Source organism: Bradyrhizobium sp. LVM 105 (assembly GCF_003957705.1).
Classification (GTDB): domain Bacteria; phylum Pseudomonadota; class Alphaproteobacteria; order Rhizobiales; family Xanthobacteraceae; genus Bradyrhizobium; species Bradyrhizobium frederickii.
The window spans coordinates 145,678-167,327 of the sequence record NZ_QZMV01000013.1 but is presented as its reverse complement, the minus strand read 5'-3'; the positions used below and the strand labels follow the sequence as shown (position 1 = coordinate 167,327).

The 21,650-nt window shown below is 64.6% G+C and carries 19 protein-coding genes; 16 read left to right on the top strand and 3 right to left on the bottom strand.

The window, feature by feature from the left end; translation table 11 throughout:
- The first annotated feature begins 42 nt into the window (after positions 1 to 42).
- Positions 43 to 1,473, top strand: a complete 1,431-nt coding sequence (locus D6B98_RS29400) for a phospholipid carrier-dependent glycosyltransferase (protein WP_126260523.1) — start codon at positions 43 to 45, stop codon at positions 1,471 to 1,473.
- Positions 1,474 to 1,527: 54 nt separating this feature from the next.
- Here D6B98_RS29400 and D6B98_RS29395 read toward each other — a convergent pair whose 3' ends face one another.
- Positions 1,528 to 2,169, bottom strand: coding sequence for an OmpA family protein (locus tag D6B98_RS29395; RefSeq protein ID WP_126260522.1), 642 nt, complete (start codon positions 2,167 to 2,169; stop codon positions 1,528 to 1,530).
- A 370-nt stretch (positions 2,170 to 2,539) separates the two neighbouring features.
- On the opposite strand from D6B98_RS29395, the gene D6B98_RS29390 reads away from it, so the two are divergent.
- From D6B98_RS29390 to D6B98_RS29380, 3 genes are all read left to right on the top strand, one after another.
- Positions 2,540 to 2,776, top strand: a complete 237-nt coding sequence (locus D6B98_RS29390) for a hypothetical protein (RefSeq protein WP_126260576.1) — start codon at positions 2,540 to 2,542, stop codon at positions 2,774 to 2,776.
- A gap of 119 nt (positions 2,777 to 2,895) precedes the next feature.
- Positions 2,896 to 3,141, top strand: a complete 246-nt coding sequence (locus tag D6B98_RS29385) for a hypothetical protein (protein WP_126260521.1) — start codon at positions 2,896 to 2,898, stop codon at positions 3,139 to 3,141.
- Positions 3,142 to 3,245: 104 nt separating this feature from the next.
- Positions 3,246 to 4,412: a winged helix-turn-helix domain-containing protein gene (locus tag D6B98_RS29380; protein ID WP_126260520.1), complete on the top strand. Its 1,167-nt coding sequence runs from the start codon at positions 3,246 to 3,248 to the stop codon at positions 4,410 to 4,412.
- Between the two features lie 37 nt (positions 4,413 to 4,449).
- Here the strand turns inward: D6B98_RS29380 and D6B98_RS29375 are convergent, their stop codons facing one another.
- A complete protein-coding gene (locus D6B98_RS29375) occupies positions 4,450 to 4,881 on the bottom strand; it encodes a ribosomal maturation YjgA family protein (RefSeq protein WP_126260519.1) in 432 nt (143 codons plus the stop codon).
- Positions 4,882 to 5,011: 130 nt separating this feature from the next.
- On the opposite strand from D6B98_RS29375, the gene D6B98_RS29370 reads away from it, so the two are divergent.
- From D6B98_RS29370 to D6B98_RS29325, 10 genes are all read left to right on the top strand, one after another.
- A complete protein-coding gene (locus D6B98_RS29370; RefSeq protein ID WP_126260518.1) occupies positions 5,012 to 6,349 on the top strand; it encodes an MFS transporter in 1,338 nt (445 codons plus the stop codon).
- Positions 6,350 to 6,592: 243 nt separating this feature from the next.
- Positions 6,593 to 7,699, top strand: a complete 1,107-nt coding sequence (locus tag D6B98_RS29365) for an efflux RND transporter periplasmic adaptor subunit (protein WP_126260517.1) — start codon at positions 6,593 to 6,595, stop codon at positions 7,697 to 7,699.
- 265 nt (positions 7,700 to 7,964) lie between these two features.
- Positions 7,965 to 11,102 (top strand): efflux RND transporter permease subunit, encoded by a 3,138-nt coding sequence (locus D6B98_RS29360; protein WP_126260516.1) that lies wholly within the window; start codon positions 7,965 to 7,967, stop codon positions 11,100 to 11,102.
- A gap of 34 nt (positions 11,103 to 11,136) precedes the next feature.
- The gene (locus D6B98_RS29355) at positions 11,137 to 11,736 is read left to right on the top strand and encodes a TetR/AcrR family transcriptional regulator (RefSeq protein ID WP_126260515.1); all 600 of its coding nucleotides are present in this window, start codon (positions 11,137 to 11,139) and stop codon (positions 11,734 to 11,736) included.
- Between the two features lie 177 nt (positions 11,737 to 11,913).
- On the top strand, positions 11,914 to 12,537 hold the full coding sequence (locus D6B98_RS29350) for a flavin reductase family protein (protein WP_126260514.1): 624 nt from the start codon (positions 11,914 to 11,916) through the stop codon (positions 12,535 to 12,537).
- Positions 12,538 to 12,814: 277 nt separating this feature from the next.
- Positions 12,815 to 15,082 (top strand): acyl-CoA dehydrogenase, encoded by a 2,268-nt coding sequence (locus D6B98_RS29345; RefSeq protein WP_164718940.1) that lies wholly within the window; start codon positions 12,815 to 12,817, stop codon positions 15,080 to 15,082.
- Entirely contained in the window at positions 15,082 to 16,365 is a 1,284-nt protein-coding gene (locus tag D6B98_RS29340) for an acetyl-CoA C-acetyltransferase (protein ID WP_126260512.1), read from the top strand. Before D6B98_RS29345 ends, D6B98_RS29340 begins: the two co-directional genes overlap by 1 nt.
- A 2-nt stretch (positions 16,366 to 16,367) precedes the next feature.
- The gene (locus D6B98_RS29335) at positions 16,368 to 18,464 is read left to right on the top strand and encodes a 3-hydroxyacyl-CoA dehydrogenase NAD-binding domain-containing protein (RefSeq protein WP_164718939.1); all 2,097 of its coding nucleotides are present in this window, start codon (positions 16,368 to 16,370) and stop codon (positions 18,462 to 18,464) included.
- A 7-nt stretch (positions 18,465 to 18,471) separates the two neighbouring features.
- A complete protein-coding gene (locus tag D6B98_RS29330) occupies positions 18,472 to 18,882 on the top strand; it encodes an acyl-CoA thioesterase (protein WP_126260510.1) in 411 nt (136 codons plus the stop codon).
- Between the two features lie 233 nt (positions 18,883 to 19,115).
- Positions 19,116 to 19,307: a hypothetical protein gene (locus D6B98_RS29325; protein WP_028134810.1), complete on the top strand. Its 192-nt coding sequence runs from the start codon at positions 19,116 to 19,118 to the stop codon at positions 19,305 to 19,307.
- 122 nt (positions 19,308 to 19,429) lie between these two features.
- Here D6B98_RS29325 and D6B98_RS29320 read toward each other — a convergent pair whose 3' ends face one another.
- Positions 19,430 to 19,879 (bottom strand): nuclear transport factor 2 family protein, encoded by a 450-nt coding sequence (locus tag D6B98_RS29320; RefSeq protein ID WP_126260509.1) that lies wholly within the window; start codon positions 19,877 to 19,879, stop codon positions 19,430 to 19,432.
- A gap of 154 nt (positions 19,880 to 20,033) precedes the next feature.
- Between D6B98_RS29320 and D6B98_RS29315 the strand changes: the two genes are divergently transcribed.
- Positions 20,034 to 20,708: an HAD family hydrolase gene (locus D6B98_RS29315; protein ID WP_126260508.1), complete on the top strand. Its 675-nt coding sequence runs from the start codon at positions 20,034 to 20,036 to the stop codon at positions 20,706 to 20,708.
- Between the two features lie 93 nt (positions 20,709 to 20,801).
- The gene (locus tag D6B98_RS29310) at positions 20,802 to 21,647 is read left to right on the top strand and encodes a DeoR/GlpR family DNA-binding transcription regulator (RefSeq protein WP_126260507.1); all 846 of its coding nucleotides are present in this window, start codon (positions 20,802 to 20,804) and stop codon (positions 21,645 to 21,647) included.
- Positions 21,648 to 21,650 lie beyond the last annotated feature (3 nt).

The following is a 21,650-nucleotide window of genomic DNA, read 5'->3' as shown; positions in this document are numbered from 1 at the left end:
GATCGATATGTCCCTGATCGTACCGGATCGCGCTTGCTTGTGATGTGGCGGAATTATCACAAGCGGCGCGGGACGTGCGTCATGCTTAGTGACAGTTGCGGCAGAATGCGTTCAATGAAAAACGAAGCTTTCACTTTTGTCCGCGGTGACGCAAATTTGCCACGCAAAACAGCCCTTCAGCAGCCGCTTCAATCATCCGCAGTTCCCAAGGTGTCGCGGAGCGCAGTCATTGCTGTCGCGATTTTCCTGGTCGCGCATCTCGCGCTGTTGATCGGTCTGACGACGCCGGAAAAATTCGTCTTCGACGAGGTGCATTACGTGCCGGCGGCGCGGCAGATGCTGGCCCCGGCGATGTCGCAGCCGATGCTCAATCCGATGCATCCGCCGCTGGCCAAGGAGCTGATCGCGATCTCGATGGTGGCCTTCGGCGACAACGCGCTCGGCTGGCGCTATCCCGCGACATTGTTTGGCGCATTGGCGATCGTCGCGATCTATCTATGCGGCCTCGCGCTGTTCTCGGCGCAAGGCCCCGCGATCGCCGCGGCGCTGATCGCGGGGCTGAACCAGATGCTGTACGTGCAGGCGCGCATCGCCATGCTCGACATCTTTGCGCTCGGGTTCGGTCTGCTCGCGACCGCCGCCTTCATGCATGGGTTTCGACGAGAACGGCCGCAGGCGCTGTTCGCGCTCGCGGGCAGCCTGTTCGGCTGTGCTGCTGCCTGCAAATGGAGCGGCCTGTTTCCGCTCGGCGTCTGCATCGTCATCGTTGCCGTGGTCCGCCTGATGCAGGGCTGGCGCACGCTGTTCGCCGACGCGAAGCCGGACGACTGGTATCGGCCGGACCTTTGGCCCGGCCTTCGGTTGCATCATGTCGCGCTGTGCTTTGCCATCTTGCCAGCCGTGGCTTATCTCGCCGCCTTCGTTCCGCTCTATGGGGTGTCGGTGCCGGAGCTGGTCGAGGCGCAGCGCCGGATCTTCGCCGACAACACCACGACCGCGATTGCCGGGCACACCTACATGAGTTCATGGCCGTCCTGGCCGCTGCTCGCGCGGCCGGTGTGGTTTCTGTTCGACAAGACCGCGGAGGACAATGTCTCCGCTGTCGTCTTCCTCGGCAATCCGCTGGTATTGTGGCCGGCGCTTCTCGCGCTCGCGCTCGTGCTGCGCGATTTCGTCGTCGAGCGCCGCTGGGATGCGTTTCTGATCGCCGCGTTCTATTTCGGTCCCTGGCTCGCCTGGGCGTTGTTGCCGCGCACGCTGGGCTTCATCTACTATTATCTGCCGGCCGCCACCGCGGCCTCGCTCGCGCTGGTCTATGTGCTGCGCCGGGACGGCCTGCCGCGCTGGCTGCTCTGGGCCTATGTCGGGGTTGCGGCGATCGGCTTTGCGGTCATGCTGCCGATCTCGGCGGCCTTTATCGGCACCTCGATGCGGAGCTTCAACCGGCTGATGCTGTTCCAGAGCTGGATATGACATCGCCGCCTGCCGGGCTGCGGCAGGCGGCGTGTTTCGCGCGATGATGGCGAGTTATTTCGACGCGGTCTTGGTGTCCATGTTCACGACCTGGACGCGGCGGTTGATCGGGTCGGCGCCGTTGGCTGCGTCCTTCAGCTTGGTCTCGCCGTAGCCGACCGTGACGAGATCGTTGCCGTTGAGGCCGTAGTTCTGCACCAGGTACTTCTTGATGGTGTCGGCGCGCCGTTCGGAGAGGCCTTGATTGTACACTTCGCCGCCGGTCGCGTCGGTGTGGCCGGCGACCACGAAGGTCGAGCCCTTGAGCGCCGGATCGGACAGCGCCTTGCCGAGCGCCTGCACCGACGGCATCGAGGTCTTGGCGATATCGGCCGAGTTGTAATCGAACTGGATTTCCAGATCGATCTTCGGCTTGGTCGCCGCGAGCTCGGCGATCTGCTCGCGTTCGCCCGTCGAGAGCGACCGGGTCGAGCGGTTGCGCACGGTATTCAGGAAGGTCGCTTCCTTGGCTTGTGCGGTCGTATCGGTCTGCGGACCGACGGACAGGCCGCGGGTCGCCGGCTTCGGCTTCAGTGCATCCAGGATCTGGCCAGTGGAGACGTTGTTGTCGCCGGCCAGAGCCAGCCCCGCCGTCATCGACAGGGCGGCGGAGAAAGTAATCGCCTTCAGTCCAAAAAACTTATCAAAACGGGTCATTGTCGTATCCTCGCTGTTACGCCTGTTGGCGATTTGATGCTGCGAGCCTAGAGCAGGTTCAAAGGCCTCGATGTGATGTTCGTCACATTCGAGATTACGGGCGAAGACTCCGATCCGGTTGGATCGTCTGCGGCCTGATTCGCAGCTGGGAACCTCGAAGCTGCACTGCCCCATCGTCGCAAAGGCGACGCCTCGCGGCCGGCCCGCGAACAAGAATTCGTCCAGATGGCCGCCTAGCACGTTTCGATCACTCGACATTTTGTTGGTGAGAGGGGCTGAGTTCCATCCAGTGCTGAGGCCGCGCGACTATCAACGTGACAACCAGTCTCATCGCAGCGGCCCGCCGGATCGGACGGTGTTCGTGAGCTCAATGCCGATCTATATCGGCGCAGCGATGATCGCGGTGGCGATTCTGCTTTCGACGCTGATCGCGGGGCTGACCTCCCGCTATGTCGGGCTGGAAGCGCCGACCGAGGAAAATATGTGGCTGGTCGACCGGCTCACCGGCGAGGTCTATCGCTGCCAGTCCGAGGGACGCGGCAAGGCCTCCTGTGAGCCAGATGTCGCGACCGGTAGCGTCGGGGAGCGCCCAAAAGCCGCACGCTGATGATGCGCTGGCGCTGCGGCGCAGCAAGGAAAATGTCTTCTCCTTGATAAATTTGTCGCTGAAGAATGTCCGTGCGTGGCCGGCATCAAGCCGGCTTCCTTTCTTGAGGAGAAAATTTGATGAAGACCCTGTTGCTTGCGACGGCATTCGTGGCACTCGCTCTGACTCCCGCGTCGGCTGCCAAGATGGCGTGCACCAGTGCAAACATGGCAAAGCTCGTTGCCGGGATGGGTGGCGAAGACACGCCGGGCAAGATCGCAGCGAGGAAGTCGATGGCCTCGGCCAATTCTGACATGAGCAAAGGCAACATGCGCGGCGCCTGCAAGCACTATCTGAACGCCGAGAAGGCGATGGCGATGAAGTAATCTCCGCCGTCTCACACATGGCCGCGCTGGCAGCAGATGGCAGCGCGGCTTTTTCGTTCCCGCTTCTTTGCCTTGGCGCGAATCTCGCTACATTGCATTCTGCAATGTCACGCACGCCCAAACCCCATCCCCTCACCACGAAACAGGCCCGGCAGATCTGGCTGCACGCCCAGCGGCTGGATCAGCGCACCCCGTTCGGCCAGGGAGCACAGGCCGTCGCGGATGCGGTCGCTCATCTCGGCTATGTGCAGATCGACACCATCCACGTCATCGAACGCTGCCATCATCACATCCTGTTCAGCCGGATCCCGTCCTATCGCCGGGCCGATCTGCGTCATGCCCAGAGCATCGACAAAAGCGTGTTCGAGTATTGGACCCATGCGCTCTCCTACGTGCCGACCGGCGACTTCCGCATGTTCCTGCCGGCGATGCGCGAGCATCGGCGCGAGGGGCACAGATGGTTCGCCTCGGTGAAGCCCGCCGACATGCGCAAGGTGATGCGGCTGCTGCGGGCCGGTCCGCTGACGATCCGCGACATCGAGGATGACGTGCTCGTCGAGAAGGAACACCTGTGGCAGAGCCGCAAGCCCTCCAAGCGGGCGTTGCAGCTGGCCTTCTATACCGGCGCCGTCACCGTCAGCGAACGGCAGGGCATGCTCAAGACCTACGAGTTGATGGCGCGCCATTTCGGCTGGGACAGGCTGCCGAGGCCAGCCTCGGCAAGGGAGATCACGACCTATCTGCTCGACCGCGCATTGCGCTCGCAAGGCGTGGTGAGCCTCGATTCGATCTGCCACCTCGACGCGCCGCGCAAGAAGGCGGTGGCCGGTCTGATTGCCTCCCGCGTCCGCCGCGGCGAGCTCGTGCCCGTTGCGATCGACGGCGCCGGCAAGCAGGAGCATTGGGCCGCGCCCGCCGTGCTCGAGCCGAACAGTGAGGCGGTCTCGCCCGATCTGGTCCACATCCTCTCGCCGTTCGATCCGCTGATCATCCAGCGCAAGCGCACCAATCTCTTCTTCGGCTACAACCATCTGTTCGAGGCCTATGTGCCGAAGGCCAAGCGCAAGCTCGGCTATTTCGCGCTGCCGGTGCTGGTCGGCGACGAGATCGTCGCCGCGCTCGATCTGAAGACCGACCGGCAGGCCAAGAAGCTCTTGATGCAGAAATGGACCTGGGTCGGGCAGGGGAAGAAGTCCGCGGGCCGCAAGGAGTTGAAGCAGGGGATCGAGGAGGAGCTCGATCGGTTCGAGCGGTTTCAGCTCGCGGAGTGAGGCTTGGCATCGGTCTCGTAGGGTGGGCAAAGGCGCGTTAGCGCCGTGCCCACCATCTGCTTGTGGTGGGCGCGTTTCGCTTTGCCCACCACACGAGAGCGTGCGTCGTGGCGAGCCGATCGATCCAGATGCCGAACGCAATCCCCACAGCATACGCCACCAGATTCCACAGCGAGAAGATGCGCCCCAGCAGCAGCGCGCCGGCCGTCGTCAGCCGGAACGCATCGAGCCATGGCGTGTGCACCAGCCGGGAGAATTCGACCGCCGCCGCGATCGCTACCGCAATCGCCGCGATCTGCGCACGCGTCAGTCGTGGCAGCAAAGCTCCGACCAGCAGAAGCACCATGGTCGCCCATAGCAGCGAGCCGCCATACTTCACCACGAACGCAGGCAGCCCGAGCGGAAAGCCGTACCAGCGCAAGGAAAGTCCGCAGGCGATGACGATCAGGGCGAGAGCGGCGCGGATCATCGCCCTTCTGCATCGGCGCAATGGCTTGATCCGGCTGCGTCCCGTGCATTGCTCGCTCCATTGACTCTTTGCCCGCGATGCTGAAAACGGCCGCTGACCCGAAAAAAAGCAACAACCCCGGGAAGATGACATGAGCCAGACCACCTATGCCGGTTCCGCCGGAGCCATCAAGTCGGAGATCGAAACCTCGACCATTCGCGCCATCTCCTGGCGCCTGATTCCCTTCCTGGTGCTGGCCTACTTCTTCTCCTATCTCGACCGCGTCAATCTCGGCTTCGCAGCTCTGACCATGAATGCCGACCTGAAGTTCACGCCGTTGATCTTCTCCTGGGGCGCCGGCATCTTCTTCATCGGCTATTTCATCTTCGAGGTGCCGAGCAATCTGGCGCTGGAGAAATTCGGCGCCAGCCGCTGGATCGCCCGCATCATGGTGACTTGGGGCATCATCTCGGCGCTGATGGCGATGGTCAGCGGCGTGACGAGCTTCTACGTCCTACGCTTCCTGCTCGGCGTCGCCGAGGCCGGCTTCTTCCCCGGCATCATCCTCTATCTCACCTACTGGTATCCGGCCGAATATCGTGCCCGCTTCCTCGCGGCCTTCGCCATCGCGGTGCCGGTCTCGACCGTGATCGGTGCGCCGATCTCAGGCCTGCTGCTCGGGCTCGACGGCTGGATGGGCCTGAAGGGCTGGCAGTGGCTGTTCATCATCGAGGGCATCCCCTCCGTGCTGCTCGGCATCGTCACCTGGTTCTATCTCACCGACAGGCCGGAGAAGGCGGACTGGCTCTCGGCCGAGCAAAAGGCCTGGCTCAAGGCGAAGCTCGATTCGGAGATTGCTGCCAAGCAGGCGGTGAAGCATGTCTCGCTCGGCGAAGCGCTGTCCTCGCCCAAGGTGATTGCGCTCAGCCTGATCTATTTCGGCTTCGTCGGGGCGCTCTACGGCATGCAGTTCTGGCTGCCGCAGATCGTCAAGGCGTTCGGGCTGACCAACACCCAGACCGGCTTCGTCACTGCGATTCCCTATCTGTTCGGCACCATCGCCATGATCCTGTGGGCGCGGCACTCCGATGCGACGCGCGAACGCGTCATGCATGTCGGCGCGCCGCTGCTGCTGACGGCGGTCGCACTCGGCGTGTCCTCCTCTCTTTCCGATCCCGCCCTGACGATGGTGGTGCTGACGATCGCGGCCATTGGCGTGTTCTGCTGCTTCGGCGTGTTCTGGACCCTGCCGACCGCCTGGCTCTCCGGCACCGCGGCCGCTGGCGCCATCGCCCTGATCAACTCGATCGGCAACCTTGCCGGCTTCGGCGGGCCGTATCTGATCGGCTGGGTCAAGGAAGCCACGGGCCAGACCTCGACCGGCCTGCTCGTGCTCGCCGTGCTGCCGCTGCTTGCCGGTATTTTGGTCTTCGTCGGCGGCCACGACAGCAAGCACGAGTTCGCCGGGCAGGAGCGGGTAGGGCATTAGTCTTGTAGGGTGGGCAAGGCGCGCCCTTGCGCGCTGTGCCCACCATCTTTCCCTACGCTGGCCAGGTTGGTGGGCACGCTGCCGCTTTGCCTACCCTACAATAGCACCCTTAGAGCCCCGCCATTCCGCCATTCCCATCCTCACCATCTCTAACGATCACGGATTTCTGATGACTGACGATTATTGACTTTCATCAGTGATTAGTCGATATTCCTCTCATTCGAGATGCAGGAGTGTCCTTCGATGTTCGTCCGGTCGGTTTTATCGAGCTATTCCAGGCTGTTGGCAGGGGCGTCGCTGGCCCTGATGGCCGCGACCCTGGCCGGGTGCAATGACACCGTCGCCGAGAAGGCCGAGCCGCCGCGGCCGGTTCTGGTCGCAACCGCGCATTATGATGCCGAGACGCCGGAGCGGAGCTTCGTCGGCACCATCAGGCCCCGGATCGAGAGTGACCTCGGCTTCCGCGTCGCCGGCAAGGTCGCCAGGCGCCTCGTGGAAGTCGGGCAGACCGTCGAAATCGGCCAGCCGCTCGCCACCCTCGACGAGGTCGATTTGAAGCTCCAGGCCGAGCAGGCGGTTGCCGAACAGACGGCTGCGACCGGCGTGCTGGCCCAGGCTGCCGCTGCCGAGCAGCGCGCCAAGGATTTGAAGGCGAAGGGCTGGACGACGGACGCGCAGATGGATTCGAGCCGCGCTGCGGCGGACGAAGCCCGCGCCCGCCTGAACCGCGCCGAGCGCTCGGTCGAACTGACCAAGAACTCCCTTTCCTACGCGACGCTCGTTGCCGATGCCCGTGGCGTCGTCACCGCAACGCTGATCGAGCCCGGCCAGGTGGTCGCCGCGGGCCAGGCTTCGATCCGTGTCGCCCGCTTTGCCGAGAAGGAAGCGGTCGTCGCGATCCCTGAGACGCTGGTCGGACGTGCCAAGTCGGGCGCCGCCAGCGTCACTCTTTGGTCCGAGCCGGGCAAGAAGTACACGGCCAAGCTGCGCGAGATCGCGCCGACGGCCGATCCGGCCACGCGCACCTATCTTGCGAAATTCTCGCTGCCCGAGGCCGACGACAAGGTCTCGCTCGGCATGACCGCGACGCTGACACTGTCGGATGCCGCGACCGAGCGCGTCGCGCGACTGCCACTGTCGGCGCTGTTCAACGAAGGCGGCAAGCCGTCCTTTTACGTCGTCGACGACAACGGCGCGCTCACCTTGAAGCCGGTGACGGTGAAGTCCTACGAGAGCAACGACGTCGTCATCACCGGCGGCGTCGAAGAGGGCGCCAAGATCGTTGCCCTCGGTGTGCAGAAGCTCGATCCGGGCCAGAGGGTGCGGGTCGTGTCGTCACTGACTTTCTAATTCCCGTCATTCCGGGATGGTCCGAAGGACCAGACCCGGAATCTCGAGATTCCGGGTTCGCCCTGCGGGCGCCCCGGAATGACTGGAGAAATCGAGTTCCTCGTTGCAAGGCGAGTTTCGGCCCCGGCGCAAATGCTTGGGCTGAAGCGGCGAAGCGATCCAGAACCTGCCCAGCCCCCTGGATTGCTTCGCTGCCTCGCGATGATGGGTTGAACAGAGTGGCTGTCGTGTCTTTGGCAATTGGATCGTCTTTTCGGAGAGAGCGATGAAGCGCTTCAACCTTTCGGCCTGGGCCGTCAGCCATCCGACGCTGGTTCTCTTCCTCATGATCATTCTCGGCGTCGCCGGCTTCTTCTCCTATGAGAAGCTCGGACGCGCCGAGGATCCGTTCTTCACGGTGAAGGTGGTCAACGTCTCCGTGATCTGGCCGGGCGCGACCGCGCAGGAGATGCAGACCCAGGTCGCCGATCCCATCGAGAAGAAGATCCAGGAGCTGCCCTATTTCGAGAAGGTGCAGACCTATTCCAAGCCCGCCTTCACCGCGCTCCAGGTCACCTTCCGCGACAACACGCCGCCGAAGGAGGTGCCTTATCTGTTCTATCTGCTGCGCAAGAAGCTGGTCGACGTGCAGGGCCAGCTGCCGTCGGGCATTCTGGGACCTGTCGTCAACGACGAGTTCTCCGACGTCGATTCCATCCTCTACATGATGACCGGCGACGGCGCCGATTACGCCCAGCTCAAGAAGGTCTCGGAAGGCTTCCGTCAGCGCCTGCTCAAGGTGCCTGGCGTGACCAAGGTCGACGTCTACGGCAACCAGGACGAGCGCATCTTCGTCGAGTTCAGCCATGCCAAGCTCGCCACCCTCGGCATCACGCCGCAGGCGCTGTTCGATTCGCTCGCCAAGCAGAACAACGTGACGCCGGCCGGCACGGTCGAGACCTCCTCGCAGCGCGTGCCGCTGCGTGTCACCGGCGCGCTCGACGGCGTCAAGGCGGTTGCCGAGACGCCGGTCGAGAGCAATGGCCGCGTGTTCCGCCTGGGTGATATCGCCACTGTCACGCATGGCTACGTCGATCCGCCGAGCTTCGTCGTCCGCCAGGAAGGCAAGGCGGCGATCGGCGTCGGCGTCGTCACCGCCAAGGGCGCCAATATCCTCGAGCTCGGCAAGGAGGTCGAGAAGGCGACGGCTGACTTCATGAAGGCGGTGCCGCAGGGCATCGACGTCAAGCTGATCGCCGACCAGCCCAAGGTGGTCGAGCACGCCGTCGGCGAGTTCGTGCACTCCTTCATGGAAGCGCTCGTCATCGTGCTGTTCGTCTCGTTCCTGGCGCTCGGCTGGCGCACCGGCATCGTGGTCGCGCTGTCGGTGCCCTTGGTGCTCGGCATCGTCTTCATCGTCATGAACACGATGTCGCTCGACCTGCATCGCATCACGCTCGGCGCGCTGATCATCGCGCTCGGCCTGCTCGTCGACGACGCCATCATCGCGGTCGAGATGATGGTGGTGAAGATGGAGCAGGGCTGGGACCGCATGCGCGCGGCGTCCTTTGCCTGGGAATCAACTGCGTTTCCGATGCTCACGGGAACGCTGGTCACGGCCGCTGGCTTCCTCCCCATCGGCTTTGCCAATTCCGCGGTCGGCGAATATGCCGGCAGCATCTTCTGGATCGTGGCGATCGCGCTGGTCGCCTCCTGGTTCGTCGCGGTGATCTTCACGCCCTATATCGGCGTCATGTTGCTGCCTGACATGAAGGCGCACCACAACCACGATCCGCACGCGGTCTACGAGACCCGCATGTACCGCGGCCTGCGCGCCATGGTGCAATGGTGCGTCAACCACCGCATCACCGTGGTGGCCGCGACCGTCGGCGTCTTCATCGCCTCGATCGTCGGGTTCGGCCAGGTCCAGCAGCAATTCTTCCCGCTGTCGGAGCGGCCCGAGCTGTTCCTCCAGCTCCGCCTGCCCGAGGGCACCGCCTTCAACGTCACCGAAAAAACGGTGAAGAAGGCCGAGACGCTGCTCAAGGACGACAAGGACATCGAGACCTATACGTCCTATGTCGGCCAGGGCTCGCCGCGTTTCTGGCTCGGCCTCAATCCGCAGCTGCCGAACGAGGCCTTTGCCGAGATCGTCATCGTCGCCAAGGGGGTCGAGGCGCGCGAGCGCATCAAGGCCAAGATCGAGAACGCGGTCGCCGACGGCATGCTGACCGAGGCGCGCGTCCGCGTCGACCGCTTCAATTTCGGTCCTCCGGTCGGCTTCCCCGTCCAGTTCCGCGTGATCGGGCCCGACGCCAATACGGTGCGCGAGATCGCCTATCAGGTCCGCGACGTCATGCGGCAGAACAAGAGCGTCAAGGACGTCCAGCTCGACTGGAACGAGCAGTCGCCTTACCTCAAGCTCGTCGTCGACCAGGACCGCGCCCGTGCCATGGGCCTGACGCCGCAGGACGTTTCACAGGCGCTGGCGATGCTGATCTCCGGCGCGCAGGTCACGACCATCCGCGACGGCATCGAGAAGGTGGCCGTGGTCGCCCGCGCCGTCTCGTCCGAGCGTCTCGACCTCGGCTCAGTCGGCGATCTCACCATCACCTCGCGGAACGGCGTCGCTGTGCCGCTCCAGCAGATTGCCAAGATCGAGTACGCCCACGAGGACCCGATTATGTGGCGGCGCAACCGCGACATGGCCATCACCGTGCGCTCCGACGTCGTCGATGGCGTGCAGGCCCCTGATGTCACCAGCCAGATCACGCCGAAGCTCAAGCCGATCATTGACCACCTCGAGCCGGCCTACCGCATCGAGGCGGGCGGCGCGTTCGAGGAATCCGCCAAGGGCAACGCCTCGATCTTCATCCTCTTCCCGGTGATGGTCATGGTGATGCTGACGCTGCTGATGATCCAGCTGCAGAGCTTCTCGCGCCTGATCCTGGTGTTCCTGACCGCGCCGCTCGGCATCGTCGGCGCCTCGCTCGGCCTCAACGTCGCCAATGCCCCGTTCGGCTTCGTGGCGCTGCTCGGCCTGATCGCGCTCGCCGGCATGATCATGCGCAACACGGTCATCCTGGTCGACCAGATCGAGACCGACGTCTCCCACGGCCTGACCCGGCGCGAGGCGATCGTGGAGGCCACCGTCCGCCGCGCCCGTCCGGTGGTGCTGACGGCGCTCGCCGCCATCCTTGCCATGATCCCGCTGTCGCGCTCGGCGTTCTGGGGCCCGATGGCGATCACCATCATGGGCGGCCTGTTCGTTGCGACCTTCCTCACCCTCTTGTACCTGCCGGGCCTCTATGCGCTGTGGTTCAGGAAGAGCCTGGACGAGGCGGGTAACCCCGAGCAGCCTGCCGCGCCGCAGCATGGCAGCGATGACCATCCAGCAATTCCGCTTGCTGAAGCGGCTGAATAAGTGAGATGAAGTGCTGATCGATGAGTCCTGACTGATGGCCCTTATTTCGGAACATATCGAAGGCGACACCCGGGATCGTATCCTCGAGGTGGCCGAGCGGCTGTTCCGCCAGATCGGCTACCAGAAGACCACGGTCGGCGACATCGCCAAGGAGCTCAGGATGAGCCCCGCCAACGTGTATCGCTTCTTCGAATCGAAGAAGGCGATCCATCAGGCGGTGGCCCGCTCGCTCATGGGCGAGGTCGAGCTCGAGGCGCAGCGGATCGTGGCAAGGCCGGGCCCGGTGCCGGAGCGCTTCCGCGAGCTGCTCACCACCATCCATCGCATGAACACCGAGCGCTATGTCGGCGACAACAAGCTGCACGAGATGGTCGAGATCGCGATGCAGGAGGATTGGGAGGTCTGCGTCAATCATATGGAGTGTATCGCCGGCGTGGTCGGCCAGATGATCGCGCAAGGCGTCGCCTCTGGCGAGTTCGAGGCTCCCGACCTCCAGCTGGCCTCGCTGTGCGCCTGCACCGCGATGATGCGGTTCTTCCACCCCCAGATGATCGCCCAGTGCGCCACCAAGCCGGGCCCGACCATCGACCAGATGATCGATTTCGTCATCGCGGGTCTGTCGCCGCGCCACTGACGAGGCGGCGGGTTTCCTTCTATAAGCAGCCGGCCGCCCCGGGCTGACCGGCTGGAGGCGGACAGGACGGACCAACAAACTCCTCATTGCGAGCGCAGCGAAGCAATCCAGACTGTCTCCGCGGAGGGATTCTGGATTGCTTCGCTGCGCTCGCAATGACGAAAAGGAAGCACCCGCGTGACCGACAAAGATCTGTACTTCTACGAGCCCTCCAAGGGCCACGGCCTCAAGCACGATCCCTTCAACGCCATCATCGCGCCGCGGCCGATCGGCTGGATCTCCTCTCGCGATAGCAAGGGCCACGTCAACCTCGCGCCCTACAGCTTCTTCAACGCCTTCTGCTACGTGCCGCCGATCATCGGCTTCTCCTCCACCAACTGGAAGGACACGGTGTCGAACATGGAGCAGACCCGCGAGTTCGTCTGGAATCTCACCACGATGGACCTCGCCAAGCACATGAACGCGACCGCCGCGCATGTCGCGCCCGAGGTCGACGAGTTCAAGCTTGCGGGGCTCACCGCCGTGCCCGGCAAGCTCGTCAACGTGCCGCGCGTCGGCGAAAGTCCGGTCGCCTTCGAATGCAAGGTGTCGGACATCGTCCGCCTCAAGGGCGCCGATGGCAAAGAGGCCGACGCCTGGCTGACGTTAGGGGAGGTCGTCGCCGTGCACATCGACAAGGCCATGATCAAGGACGGCGTCTACCAGACCGCCGCTGCTCGCCCGATCGTCCGCGCCGGCCGCCGCGGCGATTATTTCGAGATCAAGCCGGAAAACATGTTCGAGATGATCCGGCCAGATTAGGCCGGCGCTTCTCTCTCCACATGTCATTCCGGGCGACGCGTAGCGTCGAGCCCGGAATCCATTCATCCGCCGACGCTGCCGCACGATGGATTCCGGGCTCACGCTTCGCGTGCCCCGGAATGATATCTCCCCATTGCCCCTCCGGAACCGCCCCAGCACCCTGGCCGTTATGGTCCGGGGCCGCCCGGCCGCGTCAATATCGCAGCCGAAGTCTTCACATCCGCCACCCACTTTCCGCTAAAATACCCGCGAACCGCGCCGATGCATGAGGTCAGCCATGAGCTTCCGCCGCGACACCCTGACAAAGCCGATCTTTTCCTGGGCGCGCGGCGTGCTGCCGGCGATGTCCGACACCGAGCGCGAGGCGCTGGAGCCGGGCGATGTCTGGTGGGACGCCGATCTCTTCACCGGCGATCCCGATTGGTCGAAGCTGCTGAAAATTGCGCCAGCCAAATTGACCGAGGAGGAGCGGGCCTTTCTCAACGGACCCGTCGACGAGCTCTGCGCCATGCTCGACGAGTGGAAGATCTTTTGGGAATGGCGGGACCTGCCGCAGGACGTCTGGCACTTCGTCAAGCGCGAGAAATTCTTCGGCATGATCATCCCGAAGGAGTTCGGTGGCCTCGGCTTCTCCCCCTATGCCCATTCCGAGGTGGTGCGCAAGATCTCGACCCGCTCAATCGCAGCCGCGGTCACGGTGATGGTGCCGAACTCGCTCGGCCCCGGCGAGCTCCTGATGCGCTTTGGCACCACAGAGCAGCAGGAGCGCTGGCTGCCGCGGCTCGCCGACGGCCGCGACATTCCCTGCTTCGGCCTCACCAGTCCGGAGGCAGGCTCCGATGCCGCCTCGATGGTCGACAGCGGCATCATCTGCAAGGGCGAGTTCGAGGGCCGCGAGGTCGTCGGGCTCAGGCTCAACTGGCACAAGCGCTACATCACGCTCGGCCCGGTCGCGACGCTGCTCGGCCTTGCCTTCAAGGCCTATGATCCTGATCATCTCGTCGGCCCTCAGGAAGAGCTCGGCATCACCGTCGCGCTGATCCCGACCGATCTGCCCGGCGTCGAGATCGGCCAGCGCCATCTGCCGTCGATGCAGGTGTTCCAGAACGGCCCAAACCGGGGCCGCGACGTTTTCATTCCGCTCGACTATGTCATCGGCGGCAAGGAGCGGCTCGGGCAGGGCTGGAAGATGCTGATGACCGCGCTTGCCGCCGGCCGCGGCATCTCGCTGCCGTCGCTCTCTGCCGCGGGGGCCGCCTATGCGGCGCGCACCACCGGCGCCTACGCCCGCATCCGCGAGCAGTTCGGCATCTCCATTTCGAAATTCGAAGGCGTCGAAGAGCCGCTCGCGCGCATCGTCGCGACCGCCTACCAACTCGATGCGGCGCGCCGGCTGACCTGCGCGGCGCTGAATGCCGGCGTCCATCCCGCCGTCATCTCCGGCATCATGAAGCTGCATGCGACCGAACGGATGCGCACCGCGATCGACGATGCCATGGACATCCACGGCGGCAAGGCCGTGATCGACGGCCCGCAAAACTATCTCGGCAATCTGCACCGCGCCGTTCCGGTCGGGATTACGGTCGAGGGTGCCAACATCCTGACGCGCAATCTCATCGTGTTCGGGCAGGGCGCGATCCGCGCGCATCCCTATCTGCTCGACGAGATGAATGCACTCGCCGATACCGACCGCGAGCGTGGTCTCACCGCGTTCGACAAAGCCTTCTGGAAGCATGTCGGCCACAGTTTTCAGACACTGTTTCGTGCCTTCGGCCGGAGCTGGACGTTTGGCGCCTTCGCGCTTGCGCCGGATGCGGGCGACGCCACGCCGTTCTATCGGCAGCTCTCGCGCTATTCGGCGGCGTTTGCGCTCTGCGCCGACATGGCGCTGCTGACGCTCGGCGGCGCGCTCAAGCGCAAGGAGATGCTGTCGGCGCGCTTCGGGGACATCCTGTCCGAGCTGTATCTGCTCTCCGCCGCGCTGAAGCGCTGGCAGGATGAGGGTCGGCAGAAGGAGGACTTTGCCGCTCTGGAATGGTGCATGGCGAGCGGCTTCAGGACGATCGAGAACCGGCTCGCCGAAATCCTCGCCAATCTGCCCAACCGCTTCGTCGCAATGTTTCTCAAGCTCGTGGTCCAGCCGTTCGGCGCCCGCGTGCTCGGCCCGTCCGACCGCGTCGTGCATCAGTGCGCAAGCATCGTGCTGGAGCCCTCTGCCGCGCGCGACCGCCTCACGCCGGATCTGGCTCATGTCGATGACGACGGCGGCTTTGCCCGGCTGGAGCGTGCTTTCAAATTGGTCACCGGCACTGAGGCTATCGCCAAGCGCATGCGCGCCGCTCATATCCGCGACTGGAAGGATGCCGTCGCCAAGGGCGTGATCACGCAGGCCGAGGGCGAGCAACTGGCCGCTGCTCATGAAGCCGTCACAAAAGTGATCGAAGTCGACGATTTTGCGCCGGAGGCGCTGTCGCCGATTTACAAGAAAACCGTCAATGTGCATCAGTTCTTCCAGGAACTCGGTGAACAGAGGGCGGCGGGCTGATGGCACGACCGGTATTCATTATCGACGGCAGCCGGACGCCGTTCCTGAAGGCGCGCTCGGGGCCCGGACCGTTCACGCCGGTCGATCTCGCCGTGCAATGCGGCCGGCCGCTGCTGGCGCGTCAGCCGTTTGCGCCCGATAGCTTCGACCAGGTCATTCTCGGCTGCGTCAACGTCATCGCCGACGAGATGAACCCGGCCCGGGTCGCCGCGCTCCGGCTCGGCATGGGCGAGGACATGGTCGCTTTCACCGTGCAGATCAATTGCGGCTCGGGCATGCAGTCGATCGACACCGCCTACCGGTACATTCGCGAAGGCCATGCCGACATGATCCTCGCCGGGGGGACCGAGGCGCTGAGCCACGCGCCGCTGGTCTGGCCCAATTCCGGCGTGCGCTGGTTCGCCGGCCTTGCCACCGCCAGGGGCGTCGCCGCGAAGCTCGCCGCGGCCTTCAGGCTCCGCCCGCGCGATCTCAAGCCGATCATCGGCCTGGAGCGCGGGCTGACCGATCCGATCACCGATCTGAACATGGGCCAGACCGCCGAGGTCGTCGGCCATCTCTTCGGCATTACGCGCGCACAATCCGATGCCTACGCAGCCGAGAGCCATCGCCGGCTCGCGCATGCGCAAGGTGCTGGGTTTCTCAAGGGCGAGGTCGAGACAGCGTTCGCGCGCGACGGCAAGTTCTTCGACCATGACGATGGCGTGCGGCCAGACTCCACGACGGAGACGCTCGCGAAACTCCGGCCGGTGTTCGAGCGGCCGTGGGGCCAGGTCACGGCCGGCAATTCCTCGCAGATCACGGACGGCGCCTCCTGGGTGATCCTCGCCTCCGACGCGGCGGTGGCAAAGTACAAGCTCACGCCGAAAGCCGCGATCGTCGACAGCCATTGGGCCGCGCTCGATCCTGGCATCATGGGGCTCGGTCCGGTGATGTCAGTGACGCCGCTGCTGCAACGCAATGGCCTCACCATCAAGGATGTCGAGACCTGGGAGCTCAACGAGGCCTTTGCCACCCAGGTGCTCGGCTGTCTCGCGGCCTGGAACGACGACAAATTCTGCCGCGAAATCCTTGGACTCGACGGCGCGGCCGGTGAGATCGACCGCGACAAGCTCAACGTCGATGGCGGGGCGATCTCGCTCGGTCATCCCGTCGGCACGTCCGGCAACCGCATCGTGCTGCATCTCGTCAACGCGATGAAGCGGCTTGGTACGCGGCGCGGCGTCGCCACCGAATGCATCGGTGGCGGGCTCGGCGGGGCCATGCTGATCGAGGCGGTGTGACCATGGATTCCAAGATCATGACCGCACTCGCCGGTCGCGTCCTGACGCTCGGGCCCCAGCCCGCGCCGGACAGCCCGTACAAGCACTTCAAGCTGACGCGCGACGCCGACGGCGTCGCCTGGCTGCTGTTCGACCGCACTGACGCAAGTGCCAACACGCTGTCCTCCGACGTCATGGAGGAGTTCGACGCGGTGCTCGCGGCGATCGAGACCGAGCGTCCGGCCGGCCTCGTGATCCGCTCCGCAAAATCGTCGGGCTTCATTGCCGGCGCCGACGTCAACGAATTCCGCGGTGCCTCCGACCCCGGCATGGTCGAGAGCCGTATCCGCGCCGCGCACGCTGTGGTCGATCATCTGGAGGCGTTGAAGCTGCCGACGGTCGCGGTGATCCACGGCTTCTGCCTCGGCGGGGGGCTCGAGGTTGCGCTGGCCTGCCAATCGCGCATCGCGATCGACGGCGCGCGCTTCGGCTTCCCGGAGGTGTTGCTCGGTCTGCACCCCGGCCTCGGCGGCACCGCGCGGTTCACGGCGCTGGTCAATCCGACCCAATCGATGGCCTTGATGCTGACCGGCCGCACCATCGATGCGCGCCGCGCCAAGTCGCTCGGCCTCGTCGACGCCGTCACGCAGGAGCGTCATGTCTCGGGCGCGGTGAAGGATGCGCTGTTCGGACGCCTGAAGCGCGCGCGTCCAGGTCTTCTGACGCGCGCCGCCAAACTCGGCCCAGTGCGCGGGCTCCTGGCAAAGCGCATGCGCTCCGAGGCGGCAAAGGCCGCTTCCCGCGAGCACTATCCCGCGCCTTATGCACTGATCGACCTCTGGGAGAGCCATGGCGGCAGCAAGGCCGCGATGCTGAAGGCAGAGCAGGCGTCCTTCGCCAGGCTGATGGTGACGCCGACCGCGCAGAACCTGATCCGCGTGTTCTTCCTGCGCGAGCAGATGAAGAAGGCGGCAGGCTCCGGCAACACCATCAAGCATGTCCACGTCATCGGCGCCGGCGCCATGGGCGGCGATATCGCGGCTTGGGTAGCGGGGCAGGGGCTGCGCGTCTCGCTCGCCGACATGAAGGCCGAGCCGATCGCGGGCGCGGTGAAGCGCGCCGCCGAGCTTTACGGCAAGATCATCCGCCAGCCGATCGAGGTACGCGACGCACTCGATCGCCTCATCCCCGACATGGACGGGGAGAGCGTCCGCAACGCCGATCTCATCATCGAGGCGGTCCCGGAAAAGCTCGAGCTCAAGCAGAAGGTCTATGCGGGGCTCGAGCCGCGGATGAAGCCGAGTGCGATCCTTGCCACCAACACGTCGAGCATTCCGCTTCAGGACCTGCGCACCACACTGGCGCGGCCGGAGCGGCTGGTCGGTTTGCACTTCTTCAATCCGGTGTCGCGGCTCCAATTAGTCGAAGTCGTCAGTCACGACGGCAACGACGCGCAGGTATTGAAGGACGCGCTCGCCTTCGTCGGTGCGATCGACCGCCTGCCGTTGCCTGTGAAGAGCTCGCCCGGCTTCCTCGTCAACCGGGCGCTGACGCCCTACATGCTGGAAGCCATGGTGATGCTGGACGAGAAGATCGACCAGCGCCTGATCGACGCCGCGGCCGAGCAGTTCGGCATGCCGATGGGGCCGATCGAGCTCGCCGACCAGGTCGGGCTCGACATCTGCCTCGACGTCGGCGACATGCTGCGCACCAAGTTCGGCGATCTCTTGCCGCCGACGCCGGCCTGGCTGCGCGACAAGGTCGCCAGGGGCGAGCTCGGCCGCAAGACCGGCAAGGGCTTCTACACCTGGAAGGATGGCAAGGCGGAAAAGGCGCCGCTCCCCGAGACCGGTCCGCGCGTCACCGACCAGATGATCGACCGCCTGGTGCTGCCGATGTCCAACGTCTGCGTTGCTGCGCTTCGCGAAGGCATCGTCGACGACGCCGACGCGGTCGACGGTGCCATGATCTTCGGCACGGGTTATGCACCGTTCCGTGGCGGTCCGCTGAACTATGCGCGCACCCGTGGTGTGGAGAATGTCGTATCCGCCTTGCGCGGGCTCGCCGAAAGGTTCGGCCAGCGGTTCGCGCCCGATCCGGGCTGGGACAGTTTCAAGTGAGAGAGACATGAACGAACAGCCGAATACCGTGCCGCGCGGCGATCTCTGCATCCGCACGCTGGCGATGCCGGCCGACACCAATGCCAATGGTGATATCTTCGGCGGCTGGCTGCTGAGCCAGATGGACGTCGGCGGCGGCGTGTTTGCCTCGAAGGTCGCGAAGTCGCGTACCGTGACAGTCGCGATCGAGGCGATGAATTTTCGCAAGGCGGTCTATGTCGGCGATCTCGTCTCGGTCTATGCCAATCTCGTCCGCGTCGGACGGACCTCCCTCACCGTGCATCTGGAAGCCTGGGCGCTGCGTCGCGGCGAGGAGCATCCGTTCCTCGTCACCGACGGCAATTTTACCTATGTCTCGATCGACGAGCACGGCCGTCCGCAAGCGGTCCGCGCGACCGAGACGACGATCGCGACGTAATCGCGCGCGACGCGCTGCCTCATCTCGCGAATGTGTGCCCCGCCGCCAAACGCGGCGCCAGCAGGTCATCTTCGTCGCGGCTTCGCCAAGAACCAGTCAAGAACCAGTCATAAAACGGATGAGGTCCCAGCGTACTCCATTGCGTGTCGATTCGGGGTGGAAACGGCCTCAAATGCCTGGGAACCATTGGGCAGGAGCACCGTTATTTGCCCGCACTGAGGAAACCACGGACCATGCCGGACAGCTACATTATCGAAGTCGATTCGCAGACCGCAGGTATCGTCGTTCGTTCTCAGGGAGGCTACTGCTTCTTCGCCTCATCGCACCGCTTCAACCGTCTCGAAGGCCAGCTCTTTCGCAACGCCCGCGAAGCCGAGCGCGCTGCGCGCAAGCTGGTGAACGGCGACGTGAAGGAGGCGGCGTAGGCGCCTGCCGGTCATTCCGGGGCGCGCGAAGCGCGAACCCGGAATCTATCATGCTGCAGAAATTGCCGACCAATGGATTCCGGGCCCGCGCCTTTCGGCGCGTCCCGGAATGACGCCATTCATCACAGCTTTGTCGCCGCCCGCGACAGAAGCTTCCACTCGTCGCCTTGCTTCTGCCAGTTCATCAGGATGTGAAGATTGGTCGACACTTTCTTCCCGTCGGCCGCCATTTCCTGCTCGCCGAGCCAATGGAAGCGCACGATGGCGGCGGGGCCGACGATCTTGAGGGTGGGGTCCTTGTATTCGATCGAGAGGAACTTCGACTTGCCGTCGGTGGCGTTGGCGATGAAGGTCGCCTTGTCCTCGACCTTGCCGCTGGAATGGCTGTAACTGAGATCGTCCCAGCACAGCCCCGCGAGCGCCTTCGGGTCGGCCGCGATCTGGGCGAGACGGAAGGCCTCGACCTTTTTCGCCACCGCCTCTTCGTCTGCCGAGGCGGCGAGCGCCGGTGCCGCGAGCGCAAGCGCGGAGACCGCGAGAGCCGAAAGAGCAAGGTCGCGTCGGTTGATCATCGTTTCCTCCTTTTTGATCTTGCAAGGAGTGTTGCAGCCGCGCCCGGCTTTGTCGAGTGGTGCATTGTCGTCATGTCGATGCGTCATTGCGCGTTCGAACCCGTATTGATACGTCTTCCGCATTGATGCGTCGCGGATTTGGGAAAGTAGGGAAATGATCGAGGCAATCGGCAGGGCATTGTTGTTCGACATCGACGGCACGCTCGCCAACACCGACCCGCTGCATCTCAAGGCCTTCAACCAGGTGCTGGGGCCGCGCGGCCATGTGTTCGACCACGCGCGATTCTCCAGGGAGCTGCAGGGTTTCGCCAATGTGTCGATCGGCGACCGCTTTCTGCCCGACGAAACGCCGGCGCGGCGCGCCGCGATTCTCGCCGAGAAAGAAGAGATCTTCCGCACGCTCGTGGCCGGACAGGTCGAACCGTTGCCGGGGCTGTTGGCGCTGCTCGACCGCGCGGACGCGGCCGGCGTTCCCATGGTTGCCGTGACCAATGCGCCGCGTCTCAACGCCGAGCTGCTGCTGTCGGGCCTCGGCATCGCCGAGCGGTTCAAGGCCATCGTGATCGGCGACGAGCTGCCCTACGGCAAACCGCATCCGCTGCCCTATCAGGAAGGGTTGCGCTTCGTCGGGGCCAGTGCCGAATCCTCGATAGCGTTCGAGGATTCCCGCTCCGGCGTGCAATCGGCCGCCGCCGCCGGCATTCCGACGATCGGAATCCGGACCAGCCTCAGTCATGACGATCTTGTCGGTGCCGGGGCCGTTGCCTCTGCAAGCGCCTTCGACGACCCGGATCTGCTCGCGCGCCTTGCCGCCGCGATGGCGTGGTGAGCTCCGCCTCATCCGTTAACCGTGATCGGCGCGCGCATTGACCGCAGCTGCGAACCGCCGCACCATGCAGCTTCCTGATTTGAGGCCCTTGCCGTGACCGGACTGACCCATCGCCAAGCCGAAATCCTCAACATCGCGCGCGCCTCGGGCCGCGTCATGGTGGAGGAGCTCGCGCGCCGCTTCGAGGTCTCGGCGCAGACCATCCGGAAGGATCTCAACGATCTCTGCGAGCGCAGATCGCTCACCCGCATCCATGGCGGCGCCATCATCGCCTCCGGCGTCGAGAATCTCGCCTATGAGGCGCGGCGCTTCGTCGCCGCCGACGAGAAGAAGGCGATCGGAGCTGCAGCCGCCTCGCTGATCCCGAACGGCTGCTCGCTCTTCATCAATATCGGCACCACGACGGAGGAGGTCGCGAGCGCGTTGACCTCGCACGAGGATCTCCTCGTCATCACCAACAATCTCAATGTCGCGATGCTGCTCTACCGCCATCCCCGCATCGAGGTGGTCGTGGCCGGCGGCACGGTCCGGCGCGCCGACGGCGCGGTGGTCGGCTCGACCGCGACGCAGCTGATCGGCCAGTTCAAGGTCGACTACGCCATCATCGGCGCGTCCGCGATCGACGAGGAGGGCGCGCTGCTCGACTTCGACTATCGCGAGGTCCAGGTCGCGCAGGCCATCATCGCCAACGCCCGCAGCGTCATGCTGGTCGCCGATTCCACCAAGCTGCGTCGCAGCGCGCCGGTGCGCATCGCCCATATCACGCAGATCCAGACCTTCGTCACTGATCAGGAGCTTCCCGAGCGCCTCGCCACCATCTGCCACAGCAAGGGCATCGAAGTGGTCGCGGCGATGCCGAAGGACGCGGACATCGACGATGCGCCGGCCGACGCCCAGGATGCGGTGCCTGAAGCCGCGCCGGTGGTGCGGCTGCGCTGAGGC

What these genes read in the sequence shown, in the direction of transcription:
- D6B98_RS29400 (WP_126260523.1), top strand. Translation starts at nt 43, where the DNA reads ATGTGGCGGAATTATCACAAGCGGCGCGGGACGTGCGTCATGCTTAGT.
- D6B98_RS29395 (WP_126260522.1), bottom strand. Translation starts at nt 2,169, where the DNA reads ATGACCCGTTTTGATAAGTTTTTTGGACTGAAGGCGATTACTTTCTCC.
- D6B98_RS29390 (WP_126260576.1), top strand. Translation starts at nt 2,540, where the DNA reads ATGCCGATCTATATCGGCGCAGCGATGATCGCGGTGGCGATTCTGCTT.
- D6B98_RS29385 (WP_126260521.1), top strand. Translation starts at nt 2,896, where the DNA reads ATGAAGACCCTGTTGCTTGCGACGGCATTCGTGGCACTCGCTCTGACT.
- D6B98_RS29380 (WP_126260520.1), top strand. Translation starts at nt 3,246, where the DNA reads ATGTCACGCACGCCCAAACCCCATCCCCTCACCACGAAACAGGCCCGG.
- D6B98_RS29375 (WP_126260519.1), bottom strand. Translation starts at nt 4,881, where the DNA reads ATGATCCGCGCCGCTCTCGCCCTGATCGTCATCGCCTGCGGACTTTCC.
- D6B98_RS29370 (WP_126260518.1), top strand. Translation starts at nt 5,012, where the DNA reads ATGAGCCAGACCACCTATGCCGGTTCCGCCGGAGCCATCAAGTCGGAG.
- D6B98_RS29365 (WP_126260517.1), top strand. Translation starts at nt 6,593, where the DNA reads ATGTTCGTCCGGTCGGTTTTATCGAGCTATTCCAGGCTGTTGGCAGGG.
- D6B98_RS29360 (WP_126260516.1), top strand. Translation starts at nt 7,965, where the DNA reads ATGAAGCGCTTCAACCTTTCGGCCTGGGCCGTCAGCCATCCGACGCTG.
- D6B98_RS29355 (WP_126260515.1), top strand. Translation starts at nt 11,137, where the DNA reads ATGGCCCTTATTTCGGAACATATCGAAGGCGACACCCGGGATCGTATC.
- D6B98_RS29345 (WP_164718940.1), top strand. Translation starts at nt 12,815, where the DNA reads ATGAGCTTCCGCCGCGACACCCTGACAAAGCCGATCTTTTCCTGGGCG.
- D6B98_RS29340 (WP_126260512.1), top strand. Translation starts at nt 15,082, where the DNA reads ATGGCACGACCGGTATTCATTATCGACGGCAGCCGGACGCCGTTCCTG.
- D6B98_RS29335 (WP_164718939.1), top strand. Translation starts at nt 16,368, where the DNA reads ATGGATTCCAAGATCATGACCGCACTCGCCGGTCGCGTCCTGACGCTC.
- D6B98_RS29330 (WP_126260510.1), top strand. Translation starts at nt 18,472, where the DNA reads ATGAACGAACAGCCGAATACCGTGCCGCGCGGCGATCTCTGCATCCGC.
- D6B98_RS29325 (WP_028134810.1), top strand. Translation starts at nt 19,116, where the DNA reads ATGCCGGACAGCTACATTATCGAAGTCGATTCGCAGACCGCAGGTATC.
- D6B98_RS29320 (WP_126260509.1), bottom strand. Translation starts at nt 19,879, where the DNA reads ATGATCAACCGACGCGACCTTGCTCTTTCGGCTCTCGCGGTCTCCGCG.
- D6B98_RS29315 (WP_126260508.1), top strand. Translation starts at nt 20,034, where the DNA reads ATGATCGAGGCAATCGGCAGGGCATTGTTGTTCGACATCGACGGCACG.